At 50.6% G+C, this 15,930-nt stretch carries 20 protein-coding genes and 1 other RNA gene; 6 read left to right on the top strand and 15 right to left on the bottom strand.

What is annotated here, in order from left to right; translation table 11 throughout:
* Positions 1–58: 58 nt before the first annotated feature.
* Together MKQ70_RS41785 and MKQ70_RS35525 are read right to left on the bottom strand one after the other, a co-directional pair.
* On the bottom strand, positions 59–949 hold the full coding sequence (locus MKQ70_RS41785) for a BamA/TamA family outer membrane protein (protein WP_248080184.1): 891 nt from the start codon (positions 947–949) through the stop codon (positions 59–61).
* Between the two features lie 14 nt (positions 950–963).
* The gene (locus MKQ70_RS35525) at positions 964–2,238 is read right to left on the bottom strand and encodes a POTRA domain-containing protein (protein ID WP_248080182.1); all 1,275 of its coding nucleotides are present in this window, start codon (positions 2,236–2,238) and stop codon (positions 964–966) included.
* A gap of 91 nt (positions 2,239–2,329) precedes the next feature.
* Between MKQ70_RS35525 and MKQ70_RS35520 the strand changes: the two genes are divergently transcribed.
* On the top strand, positions 2,330–3,061 hold the full coding sequence (locus MKQ70_RS35520; protein ID WP_282456965.1) for a TrmH family RNA methyltransferase: 732 nt from the start codon (positions 2,330–2,332) through the stop codon (positions 3,059–3,061).
* Here the strand turns inward: MKQ70_RS35520 and MKQ70_RS35515 are convergent.
* Both MKQ70_RS35515 and MKQ70_RS35510 read right to left on the bottom strand, forming a co-directional pair.
* Positions 3,054–4,034: an ABC transporter permease gene (locus MKQ70_RS35515; protein ID WP_248080178.1), complete on the bottom strand. Its 981-nt coding sequence runs from the start codon at positions 4,032–4,034 to the stop codon at positions 3,054–3,056. The genes MKQ70_RS35520 and MKQ70_RS35515 overlap by 8 nt on opposite strands.
* Positions 3,985–4,305, bottom strand: a complete 321-nt coding sequence (locus tag MKQ70_RS35510) for a hypothetical protein (RefSeq protein ID WP_248080176.1) — start codon at positions 4,303–4,305, stop codon at positions 3,985–3,987. Before MKQ70_RS35510 ends, MKQ70_RS35515 begins: the two co-directional genes overlap by 50 nt.
* A 45-nt stretch (positions 4,306–4,350) precedes the next feature.
* On the opposite strand from MKQ70_RS35510, the gene MKQ70_RS35505 reads away from it, so the two are divergent.
* Positions 4,351–5,889 (top strand): serine hydrolase domain-containing protein, encoded by a 1,539-nt coding sequence (locus MKQ70_RS35505; protein WP_248080174.1) that lies wholly within the window; start codon positions 4,351–4,353, stop codon positions 5,887–5,889.
* A gap of 77 nt (positions 5,890–5,966) precedes the next feature.
* Positions 5,967–7,253 carry a type IX secretion system plug protein gene (locus tag MKQ70_RS35500; protein WP_248080172.1) on the top strand — a complete coding sequence of 429 codons (1,287 nt, stop codon included), beginning with the start codon at positions 5,967–5,969 and terminating at the stop codon, positions 7,251–7,253.
* A gap of 35 nt (positions 7,254–7,288) precedes the next feature.
* On the opposite strand, the gene MKQ70_RS35495 is transcribed toward MKQ70_RS35500, so the two are convergent.
* The 8 genes from MKQ70_RS35495 to MKQ70_RS35470 form a co-directional block, all read right to left on the bottom strand.
* Positions 7,289–8,539 (bottom strand): NAD(P)/FAD-dependent oxidoreductase, encoded by a 1,251-nt coding sequence (locus MKQ70_RS35495; RefSeq protein ID WP_248080165.1) that lies wholly within the window; start codon positions 8,537–8,539, stop codon positions 7,289–7,291.
* 676 nt (positions 8,540–9,215) lie between these two features.
* Positions 9,216–9,923 carry an MIP/aquaporin family protein gene (locus MKQ70_RS35490; protein WP_248080163.1) on the bottom strand — a complete coding sequence of 236 codons (708 nt, stop codon included), beginning with the start codon at positions 9,921–9,923 and terminating at the stop codon, positions 9,216–9,218.
* A 14-nt stretch (positions 9,924–9,937) separates the two neighbouring features.
* A complete protein-coding gene (locus MKQ70_RS43615; RefSeq protein WP_282457910.1) occupies positions 9,938–10,630 on the bottom strand; it encodes an FGGY family carbohydrate kinase in 693 nt (230 codons plus the stop codon).
* A 32-nt stretch (positions 10,631–10,662) separates the two neighbouring features.
* Positions 10,663–10,983, bottom strand: coding sequence for an FGGY family carbohydrate kinase (locus tag MKQ70_RS43610; RefSeq protein WP_282456964.1), 321 nt, complete (start codon positions 10,981–10,983; stop codon positions 10,663–10,665).
* Complete coding sequence (locus MKQ70_RS43605) at positions 10,893–11,423, bottom strand: FGGY family carbohydrate kinase (RefSeq protein WP_282456963.1); 531 nt, start codon at positions 11,421–11,423, stop codon at positions 10,893–10,895. Before MKQ70_RS43605 ends, MKQ70_RS43610 begins: the two co-directional genes overlap by 91 nt.
* A gap of 202 nt (positions 11,424–11,625) precedes the next feature.
* Complete coding sequence (fsa, locus tag MKQ70_RS35480) at positions 11,626–12,339, bottom strand: fructose-6-phosphate aldolase (RefSeq protein WP_248080161.1); 714 nt, start codon at positions 12,337–12,339, stop codon at positions 11,626–11,628.
* A gap of 152 nt (positions 12,340–12,491) precedes the next feature.
* An RNA gene (gene ffs / locus MKQ70_RS35475) (signal recognition particle sRNA small type) lies at positions 12,492–12,590 on the bottom strand.
* A 96-nt stretch (positions 12,591–12,686) separates the two neighbouring features.
* The gene (locus MKQ70_RS35470; RefSeq protein ID WP_248080159.1) at positions 12,687–13,391 is read right to left on the bottom strand and encodes a hypothetical protein; all 705 of its coding nucleotides are present in this window, start codon (positions 13,389–13,391) and stop codon (positions 12,687–12,689) included.
* A gap of 88 nt (positions 13,392–13,479) precedes the next feature.
* On the opposite strand from MKQ70_RS35470, the gene MKQ70_RS35465 reads away from it, so the two are divergent.
* From MKQ70_RS35465 to MKQ70_RS35455, 3 genes are read left to right on the top strand one after another with little or no spacing between them, the layout of a single operon-like run.
* Positions 13,480–13,749, top strand: coding sequence for a class I SAM-dependent methyltransferase (locus MKQ70_RS35465; protein WP_248080157.1), 270 nt, complete (start codon positions 13,480–13,482; stop codon positions 13,747–13,749).
* Between the two features lie 26 nt (positions 13,750–13,775).
* A complete protein-coding gene (locus MKQ70_RS35460) occupies positions 13,776–14,057 on the top strand; it encodes a class I SAM-dependent methyltransferase (RefSeq protein WP_248080155.1) in 282 nt (93 codons plus the stop codon).
* The gene (locus MKQ70_RS35455) at positions 14,057–14,278 is read left to right on the top strand and encodes a hypothetical protein (RefSeq protein WP_248080153.1); all 222 of its coding nucleotides are present in this window, start codon (positions 14,057–14,059) and stop codon (positions 14,276–14,278) included. The genes MKQ70_RS35460 and MKQ70_RS35455 overlap by 1 nt, the downstream gene beginning before the upstream one ends.
* Here MKQ70_RS35455 and MKQ70_RS35450 read toward each other — a convergent pair.
* The 3 genes from MKQ70_RS35450 to MKQ70_RS35445 all read right to left on the bottom strand — a co-directional run bounded on the left by MKQ70_RS35450 (position 14,275) and on the right by MKQ70_RS35445 (position 15,854).
* On the bottom strand, positions 14,275–14,886 hold the full coding sequence (locus tag MKQ70_RS35450; protein WP_248081862.1) for a shikimate dehydrogenase family protein: 612 nt from the start codon (positions 14,884–14,886) through the stop codon (positions 14,275–14,277). The genes MKQ70_RS35455 and MKQ70_RS35450 overlap by 4 nt on opposite strands.
* Positions 14,887–15,087: 201 nt before the next feature.
* Positions 15,088–15,207, bottom strand: coding sequence for a phosphosulfolactate synthase (locus MKQ70_RS41780; RefSeq protein ID WP_308199596.1), 120 nt, complete (start codon positions 15,205–15,207; stop codon positions 15,088–15,090).
* Entirely contained in the window at positions 15,189–15,854 is a 666-nt protein-coding gene (locus MKQ70_RS35445) for a phosphosulfolactate synthase (RefSeq protein ID WP_308199355.1), read from the bottom strand. The genes MKQ70_RS41780 and MKQ70_RS35445 overlap by 19 nt, the downstream gene beginning before the upstream one ends.
* Between the last annotated feature and the right edge of the window lie 76 nt (positions 15,855–15,930).

Below are 15,930 nucleotides of genomic sequence, written 5' to 3'. Positions count from 1 at the left end.
CGGTCATTGTACAGTTTATTGAATTTGAATTCCGCCCCGGTACGCACGGTGTCTTTTTTCAGCATCCAGATATTACCCATATCCGGAAGGTAGCACCTTTCAGGTTGATGGTGCCCCCGAACAGGCGTAAGATATCGAAGCGGTATTCGAGGTTGGCCTCCAGTTTCATGTCGCCCGTTTGATCGGGGAAAATCGCTGCCGTGGCAGAAGTATCTACATAAGAGCCCGGCCCAAGCGTACGCAAACGCCAGGCACGGATGCTGTTAGGTCCACCCGACGTATACTGGCGGATGTAAGGTAATACATCGGACTTCCCGTAAGGCAAACCCACCCCCACATACGCCCGCGCCACCGTGGAGGCTCTCGGGCGATTCCAGTAAATGCGGTAGTCGGCATCCAGTTTCACGAACTGCGATATTTTTACGTTGGTGCCCTTTTCAAGGCTTGTGCGCTTGCTGGACACCTCGTAGATCAAGCTGTTCAGTCCCTTTAACCACAAACCCGATTCCTCGAAATTCACCCGCAGGAAAGAGTTGCGGCGGGTGTGCAATGCGTCGTTATTGGTGTATAAGAAAGTGAACGACTCACCGCCGATAAATGCCGGCTCAAAGCTGCGTACCAGGTAAGGGCTCAGGTTCACCACCGAATCGCGGAACACCTTCGTCAGCTCCGTCCCAACATAGTTTAACGTGATCGGGCGCACCAGCCAGCGCTTGTAAATAGATTCGTTCCAATCGTACCCGAAGCTGGACGACAAAGTCGAAATCACAAACTTCTCTACACGGGAAATGGAGCTAAAACCCGCACTCACCCTGGTTTTGGCGGTAGAACGATTGCTCGGCCGCACCGTAAAGAACGGCGTGATGAAACGAGGAAAAGTAAAGTTGCCTTCAATACCGTATTCCCTCGTCTGCAACGCGAACTGGCCATTGTTACGCACGACTTCCACACCACCCTTAAGGCTTACCTGCAGCTCATTCGCTGCACGGTTAATGTTATAATTGCGGTAGTTGAGCGAGATAAGCTGCTACCTACAAAGTAATCGGAACTCGTGGTTACATCCGCATTTACTCCCAGCTCCTGTTTCTTCTTCTGCGTCATTTGCAGGTATACGTCGAGTTTGTGAAGGCTGTCCTGCCGCTCGCGGTATTGCAGGGTGATGAACTGGAACAGGTTCAGGTCGTACAGTTTATTGATAGTGCCGTTGTAGTTGTCGATCGAGTACTTGTTACCAGGCCTGAGCAAAATAGAACGAGCCAGTACACCGGGACGAAGGTTATCGCTGTAGGAACGCACGGTGAAGGAGCGGCGCTGGGTTTCTTTGAGGGCCGTGTCGTTCAGGTTACCGTTCAGCGGCAGGTCGGGGTATACGTAAATGCTGTCGATGAAATACAATTTATCGGCGGTGCTGTTGGAATCCAGCGGTTTATTTACCCGCACTTCCACGTCCAGCGTGAGTTTATTCTGTCCGCGGCTGCTATTGAAAATACCGGTAAGGTTCTCAAAGGGATTGAGGGCGTTTTTGAAAAGCGACTTGTTAAGCGTGTCTACTTCGAACTCAATGAGGTCGCGCTGAAACTTGTAGTAACCTGCATTGCGCAGCACCCTGGTAAGCCGTTCGCGTTCGGCGTTCAAGGTTTCACCTTTGTACACCGTGTTCTTCTTTACAAGCGAAAGCGCCTGGTTTTGTAGCACCACTTCCCGTACCGCCGTGTCGGGGATCACGAACGTTACTTTATCGATCACGAAATTGCGCCCGGTATTCACGTTGTATTTAAGGGTCACTTTGCGGTTCTTCACTTCTTCTTCTGAACTCACCTGCGCGTAAAAGAAACCCTGGTTGTGCAGGTAGGTAGCCATACGGTCCGTGGCTTCCCGGGTTTTGGAAGAGTCGTAAATCGCAGGCTCCTCCAGGTTACGGGGCGCCAGTACGAGGTTCCAGAACCAGTTAGATTTCTTTTCGTTGTATTTCTGGTTGTACAGCCACACACGGGTGCGCATGCCCAAAAACTTCGTATTGGGCTGCTGCATCATGAGTGATTTGGAAGATAGGGCGCTTTTTATATCCTGCTTTTCTGCGGAGGTGATATCTCCGTTTATTTTAACCTCGCTGCCTACAAACAGCTGCTGGTCTTTTTGGAGATATTTGGTATTGGAACAGGCGCTGATAAACAGGCAGGCACAGATCAACAGGCATGAAGTAAAAAGGTGGTATGCGGAGTTGAACGTTTTCTGCACTTGCAATCAATATTAGCTTAGTTTGTAGTTTCCTGTCCGGCAATAACTCCCCGGCTTGGCCGAATGAAGTAATTCATGTAGGTTTGACCCTATGTTGTCAAAGGCGCAAATTAAATATATTCAATCATTACAGCTAAAAAAAAACCGTCAAAAATTCGGCCACTTTGTAGCGGAAGGCGATAAAATCGTGCAGGAGCTACTACAGGCCAAACAACCCGTATTAGCCGTATATGCCACCCGTAATTGGCTCAGCGAACACCGTGCACTGGCAGAACAGGCTACCGGCGCCGATATAAACGAGGTAGACGAAGCCACGCTGAAACAACTTTCTTCCCTCTCCACCCCCAATGGCGCTTTGGCCATTGTTAAGATACCCGTGGCCGAAACACCCGTACTGGAAGGCCGCATCAGCCTGATGCTGGAAACCGTGCAGGACCCGGGCAACCTGGGCACCATTATTCGTATAGCCGACTGGTTTGGCATTCCACAGGTCATTTGCTCGCCCGACTGTGTAGACGCTTATAACGCCAAAACCGTACAATCCACCATGGGTAGTATCAGCCGCGTAAAAGTGATGACCGCCGAACTGGCCCCACTGCTGGGCAAAGTGCCCTCTTATGCCGCTACACTGCATGGCGACAATATCGCCGGCTTCGGCAAAATTTCAGAGGGTGTTATTCTTATCGGTAATGAATCGCGCGGACTGAGCGACGAGATCATTGCTCTATGCAGCCATAAGATCACGATCCCCCGGCTCGGCGGCGCCGAGTCATTGAATGCGGGCGTGGCCACGGGGATTATCTGCGGCAGGTTGCTTATTTAAACTGGATCGCCTTCACCGGTACAATCTTCCGTATCAATACAGAGGGAATAAACAGTATCGCCACGCAAATCAGGATGGTGGCCAGGTTGATAAATACGATCTTTCCCCAGTGCAGGGAGATCGGCGCTGTTGTCATGTAATACGACTCCTCCGGGAGTTTGAAGAAGCCTGTTTGCAGTTGAAGGAACGCGAGTCCCAGCCCCAATATATTACCCAGCAACACACCTACCAGTACAATGTAACCGCTCTGGAACACGAAAATCTGTTGCAGCGACGTATTGCGCATGCCCAGCGCTTTCAGGATGCCCACCATATTTGTCCTTTCCAGGATGAGGATAAGGATGGCGGTGACCATATTGATCACGGCCACGATGGTCATGATGATGAGGATAATGATCTCGTTTTTATTCTGCAACGCCAGCCAGTCGAAGATGTTGGGATATACTTCGCGCATGGAACGCACGGTCTGCTCCTGCGGCAACATATCCAGGATAGCATCGCTGGTAGCATCCATATTTTTATAATCCTTCAGGAATACTTCATAACCACCAATCTGGTCGCCGTCCCAATCGTTCAGTTTGCGGATCAGTTGCAGATCTCCGAGAAAATAGGTTTTATCGTATTCTTCGATACCCGTTTTATAAATACCGCATATGGTGAGTTTACGCGCCCGGGGCGGTAATCCGTCGCCACGCACGAAATAGACCACGATGGCGTCGTTGAGTTTTAATTTAAGCAAACTGGCAGTGGTGGCCGATATGAGCACTTCGGGCGCATAGGCGCTGTCGGTATAGCGGATCAGGCGGCCTTCGAGTAAAAAGGACTGGATCGTTTTCCAGTTATAATCTTTATCCACCCCCTTAAAAATCATGCCCTCGATATCGGCGCCGGCCTTTACCAGTACAGATTTGGTGGCGAAAGAATTAATGGCTGCCACCCCGGCATGGCCAGTACCTTTTCCGGAAGTTGCCATCGTTGAAGATGGGTACCTGGTCCGTAAGCGGACTCGCATTGGGCTGATACTGGTTTACGTGCAGGTGGCCCCAGAAGCTGAAAATCTTATCCTGGATGGTTTGCTGAAAACCGCTGACCAGCGCTGTGGCCAGTATCATCACGGCTACGCTGATGGCGGTGGCCACCATCGCAATGGTAATAATGAACCGTGAAAAAGACGAAGCCTTGTTAAACGCAATACGCCGGGCGATAAAAACGAAACCTGCATGAATAATATTTACACGCACCAAACCTAAAGAAAATTTCGGGGATTACGGCCCGTAACATTGTTCCCGATGCTCGTCCCACCTTTGTCCCGGTTAGTCACTTCCGCCCGCAGGCTGCTGCTAAAGCGGGTAATATTGCGGTATGAAAACACTTTCCCTTGCTTTGTTATTCGTGGCCACCACGCAATTAAAAGCCCAGAACTGCTTCCGCCGGCCTATTTTGATTCGGTTGCCCGTTACCAGTTGTACCCCGGCAACCTCGCAATGGCGATGAACAGTAAAATGGTGTACCAGTTCAGCGGCGGTTTTGCAGATTACCGGCTGCAAAAGCGCAACCACCCGCAAACCCGCTTCAACCTTGCTTCCATATCTAAAATATTTACGTCTACCGCCATCCTGCAATTGCGTGATAAAGGCAAATTGCAGCTGGACGACGCCGTACAAAAATATCTGCCGGAGTTCCCTTTCCAGGGCGTCAGCATCCGCCATTTGCTGACGCATACTTCCGGCCTTCCTAATTTAGAACTCACCGATGCAGCCATCCGCTTAAACCCCGACACCGTCATCACCAATGCGATCCTGCTCCCCTTGTTGCAGCAATGGAACAAACCGCTGTACTTTAAGCCGGGCGAGGAATTCCGCTACTGCAACACCGGGTATATGCTGGCCGCGATGATCGTGGAAAAGATCACGCGCCAGCCATTTGCCCGCTACCTGGAACAACATATTTTTCGTCCCGCCGGGATGCAAAACACCTACCTCGCCATTTATGGCAGCAGCAACTGGAACGATACTGCCCGCGCGGTGCACCAGGTGCTGCCGGTGATGTATAACGAAGATTACATCCCCGCAAGTGAAGTAAAACGTTTCCGGTACTCGGAGTACAACAACCAGGCAGCTTACGGCTCCAGCAATATCATCAGCACCACGGCCGATATGTTGCTATTCGATGCCGCCTTCTTCGGCGGCCGCCTGCTCCGCAAAAGCAGCATGGAAGAGGCGCTTACACCCATCAAATTAAATAACGGTAAAGTACACACGGAACACATGGATACCATGTTGGGCGAGGGAGAAGGACACTACGGCATGGGCTGGGAGATATTTGAACAACCCGGTTTTGGTAAAAGCGTGGGCCATGGCGGGTTTAAGTTCGGTATGGCGACCTTCTACTTCCATCACCTGCAACCCTCGCAGACCATTGTTGCCTTTATCAACGGCGAAAGCCGCTTTGGCGATATTGTGACGTCCGCCTTTTACCTGCTGAACGGCCGGGCTACGATGCCGCTGGAACATAAGCGATCTGCCGTAAGGGCTTATGCCCGCGCCCTGCAGCAGGGCGATGCCAACCATGCAGCGGCGGTATTGCAGGCGGCAAGGGCCGATACAGCGAATTATTTTTTCAACTACCGGGAGATGAACCGGCTGGGATATGATTTTCTTTACTTCGCTTCGTTCAAAGATCATCAGCAGTTATCGCTGGAAACGTTTAAGTTGAATACTTTCATTGCCCCCGATGATTTTAACACGTACGACAGCTACGGCGAAGCATTGCGCGAAAGTGGCCGCCGCGACGATGCCATCAGCATGTACCGCCGCTCCTGGAACTGAACCCTAAAAACGAAGAGGGCCGCCAGGCGCTGGACAAACTGCTCAAATAATCGTACCTTAAGCGCGTTAATTAGCTTATGAGAACAACTTTGCTGAACATATGCATTAGCGCGCTGCTGTTTTGTTCCCAGGCCGTAAAAGCCCAGGCAGACGTGCAAACGCCCGATCACGTATATATGAAAAACATCCGTACGGTGAAATTCACCCGTGCCGGCGATCTGCTTTCCATGCCCATCATTACCCTGAACAGCGGCGAAAGGCTGCAGCTCAGTTTCGATGACCTGGACGCTGATGTGAAAACATACAACTACACCATCGTGCATTGCAATGCCGACTGGACCCGCTCCAACTACAATACGTTCGACTACCTGCGCGGTTTCTCGGAAAGCAGGATACAGAACTCCACGTTCTCCCGCATGACGCTGCAACGGTATACGCACTACACGCTCGACCTGCCGAACAGTAACTGTACGCCGGTGAAATCGGGCAACTACATCCTGCGTGTTTATCTTAACAGCGACACCACGCAAATGGCGTTTACGCGGCGGTTTATGGTGGTAGACATGAAAGCCTCCACCGGTGGTTTCATCTCCACGCCCATCAATCCCAAAACATATAAAACACACCAGAAGATAAACTTCACCATTAACGTAAAGGCCCTGAACGTAAACAACCCGTTTAACCAGGTAAAGGTCGTGGTGATGCAGAATTATCGTTGGGATAATGCCATCACTGGTATCAAGCCGATGTTCATTAAGGGAGATGTACTGGAATACAACGCAGAAAACGACGTGCAGTTCCCCGCCGGCAAAGAATGGCGCTGGATCGACCTGCGCAGCCTTCGCCTGCAGACAGAGCGGGTGGCGCATACCGATTACATGAAAACCGGTACCGTAGTATACGCGCAACCCGATCCCGAACGGGGCAACGGCCGCTACTTCTACATTGGCGATATCAACGGCCGCTTTCAGCCCATTATGCTGGATAACTATGATGTAAATACCGAAGGTGATTACGCGACCGTGAAGTTTACTTATCCATCGCCGGAACCGTACGCCGGGTACGACTTGTACCTGTTCGGCGAACTAACGAACTACGAATGCAACGAAGAAAACCGCCTGAAATATAACGGTGAACGCCGCGCATACGAAGGCAGCCTGTTCCTTAAACAAGGCTTTTATAATTACATCTACGGCCTCATTGACCGTACCACCAATGGTAAACTCGATACAGAAAATACAGAAGGCAACTGGTGGGAGGCAGAGAACAACTACACCGTGTTGGTGTATTACCGCTCCCTTGGCGGGCGGGCCGATGAGCTGGTCGGGGTCATGCAAATGAATTCTTTAAAAAACAGGAAATAAAAAAGGAGGGCCGATGATGTATCGGCCCTCCTTTTTTATTGTACCGGCGTGTCTATCGACTGCCTTAGTTTTACGATGTTCGCCGCCCCGCGTTTAATGATAATGCGGGTACCGCGGTCATACGTGAGGTAACGGTACGCCCAGTTGATGAACACCACCATCTTGTTACGGAAGCCCATCAGGTTTAACAGGTGCACGATCATCCAAACGATCCAGGCAAAGTAACCGCCCAGCTTTAATCCCAGGAACTCCGCCACCGCCCGGTGACGACCGATCGTAGCCATGCTGCCAAGGTCTTTGTATTTAAAAGGCTGCATCGCCTTCCCCTTTATCTGCCTGATGATGTTATGTCCCAGGTTTTTGCCCTGCTGCGACGCTACCTGCGCCACCATCGGGTAGCCTTTCGGGAAACGCTCATCGTTCGCCAGCTGTGCGGCATCACCGATCGCATACACGTTCTGCAATCCCTGCACCTGGTTAAATTCGTTCACGATGATACGCCCGTTCGGGATCATGGTATCCGGGGCCAAACCGCCTACCGGCACGCCTTTTACACCCGCCGACCATAACAGCGACTGTGACCGCAGCGTTTCGCCGTTACCCAGCGTTAACACCGTACCGTCATAATTCTTAACCGCCGTATTCGTCATTACCTTCACCCCGAGTTTACGCAGGCCTTCTTCCGTTTTCCTGGATGACTTTTCGCTCATCGCCGCGAGCAGCCTGGGCCCGGCCTCTATGAGGTATACCTCCATCATGTGCACAGGCAGTTCAGGATAATCTTTCGGCAAAATGTATTCGCGCAGTTCCGCGAAAGCACCTGCCAGCTCTACCCCTGTAGGACCACCACCCACCATCACAAAACTCAATTTGGGACGAATGAGGGCTTCATCTGTCATCAGCAGACTTTCTTCGAACTGTTTCAGTACGTAATTACGGATCTGCACGGCCTCTATCAGCGATTTCATGCCGATAGCGTGCTGCTCTATCTCTTTATTGCCGAAAAAGTTGGTGTTACTACCGGTCGCGAGTACCAGGTGATCATATTGGATGGGGCCGATATTAGTTTCGAGGATGTTGGCAGCGGCGTTCACCGACTCTACCTCGGCCATACGGAAGTGAAAATTCTTTTGCCGCTTAAAAATTCCCCGGAGTGGGAAGGCGATGCTGTCTGGTTCCAATCCTGCGGTAGCCACCTGGTAGAGAAGGGGTTGAAACAGGTGGTAGTTGTTGCGGTCAAGCAATACTACCTGTACAGGTGCTTTTCGTAAAGATTTGGCTAGCATGATGCCTCCGAACCCTCCCCCACAATAACGACGCGGGGTTGACTGGTTTCCGGGATGTTGGGCTGTAACATATCTCAAGTTTTAAAGTTCCGATGTTTCACTGATTAGTCTATTATTCATTAGCGGATGGCGGCAAAAGCCATACCATCACATAAGCATTCACAAAGTTACTAAACTTTCAGAAAACTTTGAAAGTTAATCCGATCTTTTTCCCGATTTGATCATGGAGCCGGCTGATCTGCTACTATCGGCCGTTGCTGGTCACGCCCTCCGGCGACATAGCAAATCCTTGCGTGCGCTTTTAAAGATCCTTCGTTAATAGTAGGTTGATCATTCGTTGAAGCTACGTTTAAAATAGGTTCATGAACCTACCTTGAACCTAGGATGAACCTAGGATGAACCTAGGATGAACGAATGATGCTATAATCCGGACTAAGGTTTGTCTTATACTAGAAAAAACTGACAGTTTATGGGAAGCGTACTAAGTAGCTTGTCAGGTGTGGATTAATTCCTGTTTTAAATTGACAAAGCATTTTGGGTTGTCACGTCCTGAAAAAGGTTGACACCCAGGTTACTAATCCGGATTAATGTTTACACTTACACCCCAGGTAAGCATGGACAAAAAAGGTACACGCCGTGACCGGCGTGTACCTCCCTATTCAATCTCTAAAATTATTTATTGCAGCTGCATGTATAACAAAGCCGCCAGCGCCGCCCCGATAAATGGCCCCATAATGGGCACCCAGGCATACCCCCAATCGCTGTTGCGCTTGTTCGGGATGGGCAGCAGGAAATGGGCAATACGGGGGCCGAGATCGCGGGCAGGGTTAATGGCATAACCGGTTGGGCCGCCTAACGAAAGGCCGATGGCGAGGACGAGCAGCGCAACCGGCAGCGCATCCAGCGCACCCAGTCCCACACCGGGTTTCGCGATGTAAAACACGCCCAGGATCAACACAAATGTGCCGATGATCTCTGTCAGCAAATTATAAAATGGATTCCTGATGGCCGGCGAGGTGCAGAACACGGCCATTTTCAGGTCCGCATCTGCTGTTTGATCAAAGTGCTGCTTATAAGCCACCCACATGGAAACCGAGCCGGTGATGGCGCCCAGCAATTGCGCCAGGAAATACATGGGAACGTCCGCCCAGGGAAATTTGCCGGCTACTGCCAGCGCCAGCGTTACTGCCGGGCTTAGGTGGGCGCCGCTCACGGAACCGACCGTATACACCCCAACGAAAACGGCCATCGCCCAGCCGAACGTGATCACGATCCAGCCGCCGTTCTGGCCTTTACTTTTGGTGAGCAGCACGTTGGCCACTACTCCGTTACCTAATATGATCAATAAGGCGGTGCCTAAAAACTCTGCTAAAAAGGGACTCATAACTGTGGTTATTTTTAATCATTGGTATCATTAGCCCAGGCTTTGGCGGCGTTCACGGCACGCTTCCAGCCTTTAATCAGTGGTTTGCGCTTCGCCTCTTCCATCTGCGGCTCAAAGCGGTGGTCCTGCTGCCACTGGCTGCGCACTTCGTCCATGTCTTTCCAGAAACCGCAGGCCAGTCCCGCCAGATAGGCCGCGCCCAGCGCCGTTGTTTCTGTAATTTTCGGACGAACCACGGCGGCGTCCAGCACATCGCTCTGGAACTGCATCAGCAGGTCGTTCGCGGTTGCGCCGCCATCTACGCGCAGTTCGGTAATATCAATGCCTGCATCGGCCTCCATGGCTTTTAATACGTCCATCGTCTGGTAACCGATGCTTTCCAGCGCGGCGCGCGACAAATGCGCCGCCGTGGTGCCACGGGTAAGGCCCACTGCGGTACCGCGGGCATATTGATTCCAGTGCGGTGCGCCCAACCCGGCAAATGCCGGCACCAGGTACACGCCATCGGTATCGGTTACGGAGTTAGCCAGCTGCTCCACTTCCGCAGAATGACGGATGATGCCCAGCCCGTCGCGGAGCCACTGCACCACCGCGCCACCAATGAAAATGGATCCTTCCAGCGCGTATTGCACTTTACCGTTTACCTGCCAGGCTACCGTGGCCAGCAGGTTGTTTTTCGATTCAATGATTTTATCGCCGGTGTTCATCACCATGAAACAGCCCGTACCATAGGTGTTTTTCACCATGCCCGGCTCTGTGCACATCTGTCCGAACAGTGCTGCCTGCTGGTCGCCGGCAATACCGCCGATCGGAATGCGATACGGGGTAAGCGTGGCTTCGGTATAACCATACATCTCGCTGCTCTGGCGCACTTCGGGCAGCATTGATGCCGGTACGCCCGGATGTCCAGCAGTTCCCGGTCCCAGCTCATGGTGTGAATATTATATAACAACGTACGCGAGGCGTTGCTCACATCGGTAATATGCAGTTGTCCTTTACTGAAGTTCCAGACCAGCCAGCTATCGATCGTTCCGAACGCCAGGCGGCCTTCTTCCGCCATTTGACGGGCGCCTTCCACGTTCTCGAGTATCCAGCGGTTTTGGTGCCGGAGAAATAGGCGTCAATGATCAGCCCCGTCTTTTCCCGGAACTTATCGGCCAGGCCCTGCTGGCGCAGTTCGTCGCAGTAACCTGCCGTACGGCGGTCCTGCCATACGATGGCGTGGTACAGGGGCTTACCGGTTTCGCGGTCCCAAACCACCGTGGTTTCACGCTGGTTGGTGATGCCGATGGAACAAATCTGGTCGCCATCAATCCCAGCCTTCAGCAGCACTTCCGCGGCTACGCTCGCCTGTGTGGTCCATATTTCCATAGCATCGTGCTCCACCCATCCCGGCTCGGGATAAATTTGCGGAAACTCTTTCTGCGCCACGGCTATGGTATTGCCCCCTTTATCAAAAATGATGGCGCGCGAACTGGTAGTGCCCTGATCTAGGGCCATAATATACTGTTGCTTCATATGGTGATTGCGGTAAAATCTTTTAAGGTGGAATTGGATAAGTAGTATTGCATAACGTGGCACCTAGGTTTACGAGGTATCAAGGTACTAAAATTTATTTAAGTAAAACAAGTCCTTCGCATCAACCCGGAAAAAAACCGGCTAACCGAAGTGGCTGGATATATAGGCAATGCTCGCCTTCCCATCAACCCGAAAAAAAACCCGGCGCGCCGAAGCTGCCGGGTCCATTATCATAACAAAGGAATCTACTAGAGTTTTTAGCGTCTTCCAGGAATTTAGCCAAACCGATGTCTGTCAGCGGGTGTTTCAGCAGGCCGAGGATAGAATCCAGCGGGCAGGTGCACACGTCAGCGCCAACTTCCGCACATTTCACAATATGGAGGGCGTTACGGATAGAAGCGGCCAGTATCTCTGTTTTAAAGCCCTGCAGGGTATAGATCTGTGAAATCTGCGCAATGAGTTCAACGCCATCCCAGCTGCTATCGTCGATACGACCGATGAACGGGGATACGTAAGAAGCGCCGGCTTTAGCCGCCAGGATCGCCTGACCGGCCGAGAATACCAGCGTACAGTTAGTTTTAATACCGTTGTCTGTAAACCATTTGATGGCTTTCACACCGTCTTTGATCATCGGCACTTTCACCACGATGTTCGGGTGAATGGCAGCCAGCTTTTTACCTTCTTCAACAATGGTTGCGAAGTCGGTAGACAGTACTTCTGCGCTCACGTCACCGTCCACGATTTCGCAGATTGCTTCGTAGTGCTTCAGGATGTTGTCCGCGCCGCTGATGCCTTCTTTAGCCATCAGAGACGGGTTAGTGGTTACGCCGTCGAGAATGCCCAGATCGTTTGCTTCTTTTATCTGTGCCAGGTTAGCGGTATCAATAAAAAATTTCATGATTAAATTGGTTATATGTTTCCAAATGTAAGAATAAAGATAAAATTGCTAAACTGTTATTTCAGCTGTTTCACGTGGAGTACCGTTGTAGATTTAATTATTTAGAGCGAGGATGCTACTGTAAGCGGGCGAATGCCACTAAAAGGAAAAAAAAGTGGCAAGTTACTTACATCGCACCGCTTCAACCGCCTACCCTTGCTACATTCCTGTCCTGGGGGATTCAGCAGGAGCTGGTCGTATAAGACTTGCCGATGCAAAGGTAAGTATTAGTTAACAATAAGCAAATTTAAAACGTGCGTTTTGAGAATTATTTTCCAGAACGTACGACAGCAAAGAGTTTCAACCGATCACTGTTTCTTCTTCTTAGTGGGTTGCTGCATATCCTTTTCACTTTTGATGAGCCCGGAAAGGTCTTCCGGCCCTTGTTTTACGGGAATGGCAGTGCTGATTTTCATATCGGAGTTCAGGCGATACACTGCATCCACATAAATCTCTTTCGTGGTAAAATCATTGCGGTCGAGCAGGATGTCTTGTCCGTGCAACTCCGCGCCCCGTACGGCAAAGCGCACACGAGCCGTGTCCAGCGGGAAGATGCGTCCGCTGCTGTAAATACCCTCCACATTCACGTAAAAATATTCACCACGCTTGAGGCTGTCTGTATATTGACGAAAGCGAATGCCGGTAAGATAAGGCAACTGCAACTCCACTTTGAACTGTTGTCCCGGCGCTTCTCTCAAACTCACGGTAAACTGCGCCAGGTAACGCTTTGGGCGTAATGATGCACGGTTAAAATTGAACTGCCCGTTCCGGAATGTACCATCGTCCGTTTGCACATTGATCTGGTTCCAGCGGATGGTGCCGCCGGAAAGTCCCACTGTAGCCTTGCTCTGCCCGTTCTGATAAAACACTTCAAAACCCACCCGCGCCATATCATATAATTCGGCCACCGCGGACGAATCGTAATATGCGATCACTTTTTCTATCCGCTGCTGCGATTTCACAAGCGCCGGCAAAGCCAGCAGGGCCAGTACATTCAGGAGTTTGCTGATCATATGCAATTAAAATCTAAAATCATTCCAATTTTCCTGCTGCTTGATGCTCCGGATTTTTATTTTATTTTCACGCAATTATTCAAAAATAATGGCGCTACCGCAACATACCGACGCAAACTTACGCTACCAGCAACAGGTGGACAATTCCCGCAACTATGTATTGCCTTTCATTCAACAGGAGATGCCCGACCTGAAAGGTCTCCGCGTCATGGAAATCGGCTGCGGCGAGGGTGGCGTACTCACGCCGTTCCCGGAAATGGGCTGCCAGTGTGTGGGGGTAGACCTCTTTCCCGAACGCATTGAATTAGCGAAAGGATTTTTGCAGCAATACCGGATAACGGCCAGCTGCAGCTCATAGCGAAAAACATATATGATGTTGATTTTATGGGCGAGTTCAAAAACGCTTTTGACCTCATCATCCTGAAAGACGCTATCGAACACATTCCCGATCAACATAAACTCATTGCTTACCTCAAAGACCTGCTTTCCGTACGCGGACAGGTATATTTCGGTTTCCCTCCCTGGTACATGCCACATGGCGGTCACCAGCAGATTTGCCAGAGCAAGGTGTTAAGTTTCCTGCCATGGATACATGTGTTACCCCGGCCGGTATACCGTGGACTGCTGCGCATGTTCGGCGAGCATCCTTCCACTATCCGGAACTGATGGAGCTGGTGGATACCGGCATTACCATCGAACGGTTCGAGAAGATTTCGAAGCAGGCAGATTTTCGCATCACGCAGAAAAAATACTACCTGATCAATCCTATCTACAAGTATAAATTCAACTTAAAACCGCGCGAGCAATTCGGCTTTATGAAGGGCATCCCGTTTGTACGGAACTTCTTCACTACCTGCATGTATTACCTGATCAAACCTAATCACTAACTATTCCATATTTCCCAGCTGGCTTCTGCCTGCAGGATCAACATTTCGTGACCATTTTTGATGGTGGCGCCTTTATCCGCGCCCTTTTGCAGGAACAATGGTATGGCGGGGTTGTACACCAGGTCATATAAAAGATGGCCGGCGGTGATATGCTCATATGGAATGGGCGGTGCGGCATCTACTTTTGGATACATGCCGAGCGGCGTGGTATTGATGATCAACTTATATTCATTCATCATCTCCGGAGTAAGCGATTCGTAAGCGATCGCGGTGTCGGAGGCGGTACGGCTTACTTCTGTAAAGCCGATGTGCAGCTCCTTTAACACAAACTTCACTGCTTTGGCAGCGCCGCCGGTACCTAACACCAACGCTTTATTGTGCTGTGGTTGCAGCAAGGGTTCCAGCGAGCGCCGGAAGCCGATTACATCGGTGTTATAGCCCTTCAATTTTCCATCTTCTCCCAAACGGATGCAATTAACGGCGCCAATGGCTTTCACGGCATCGCTTACATCGTCTAAAAAAGGAATCACTTCCTGCTTGTAAGGAATGGTCACATTAATACCTTTAAGCTCGGGCTGTTGCTGCCACAGGCTGGTAAAGGCCGAAATATTTTCCAGTGGAAAGTTATCATAAACGCATCCCTGGATATTTTCCCTGCTGAATTTCTCCGCGAAAAACCTTTGGAGAACGAGTGGCTTAAAGGGAAACCGATCAATCCGTAAACTTTCATAATGTGCAATTAAAAGAATGTCCGCTATAGTAAGCGTAAAGCTACTACAGCGGACACGATAAAACGAATAGTATCTTAATTAGTCCTTGTTATCGAGGAAGAGATGGAAAGTATCGCCCCTTAAACCAATACGCATGGCTTCGAGGGAGATCATTTCGTGAGGCGCGAGGTTACCGAGGTTTACGTTGCAGCCGCACAGCTCCGGAAGTACAGTTGTTGCGCTTTCTGAGGTGCTTCCCAGATGATCTTTTCAGCGCGGATCTGTGTCAGGATTTCCTGAACCAGTCCTTCACGTACTTCACCCGAGCCGCGGTAGATACCTACGTTACCGCTTTCGCGGGCTTCGGCAATCACGTAAGTGGCGCCGGCTTCCAGTTCCGCGCGCATCAATTCGATCCATTTATAAGGAGGAATAATGTGTTCAGCATCTTTGGAACCTACTTCGCTCAGCACGGTGAATTTCTTCGCCAGCTTCTCGATATAACCGCATTTTTCGGTGTGGGGGATAGTGATGGAGCCATCAGACACCTCTACGTAACTGATATTATAGTCGTTCAGCACTTTCACATAATCATCAAACTGGTTGCGGATGAGGAACGCTTCGAACAGCGTGCCGCCAAAATATACAGGGATGCCTGCAGCTTGGTACAGTTCAATTTTTTGACGAAGGTTAGGCGTTACGAATGACGTCCCGAACCCGAGCTTCACAATATCCACATGAGGGGCAGCTGCTGAGATGAAGTTCTTTGCTTCCTCGAGGCTAAGGCCCTTGTCCATTACCATTGTAAGACCGAAATTACGTGGCTTAGCCGTTCTTTCCGGGATTTGTGTAAGATTAAAATTCATTTGCAACATAGTTTATCTTCTTAATGGTCAGTCGTAACCCATCATTAAAGAGCGTCGGCCGTTAAATCCAAAATAG

This window comes from Chitinophaga sedimenti, assembly GCF_023156195.1.
GTDB classification, from domain to species: domain Bacteria; phylum Bacteroidota; class Bacteroidia; order Chitinophagales; family Chitinophagaceae; genus Chitinophaga; species Chitinophaga sedimenti.
Note: the sequence above shows the minus strand (reverse complement) of the source record. Positions and strands in the feature narration are given on the sequence as shown.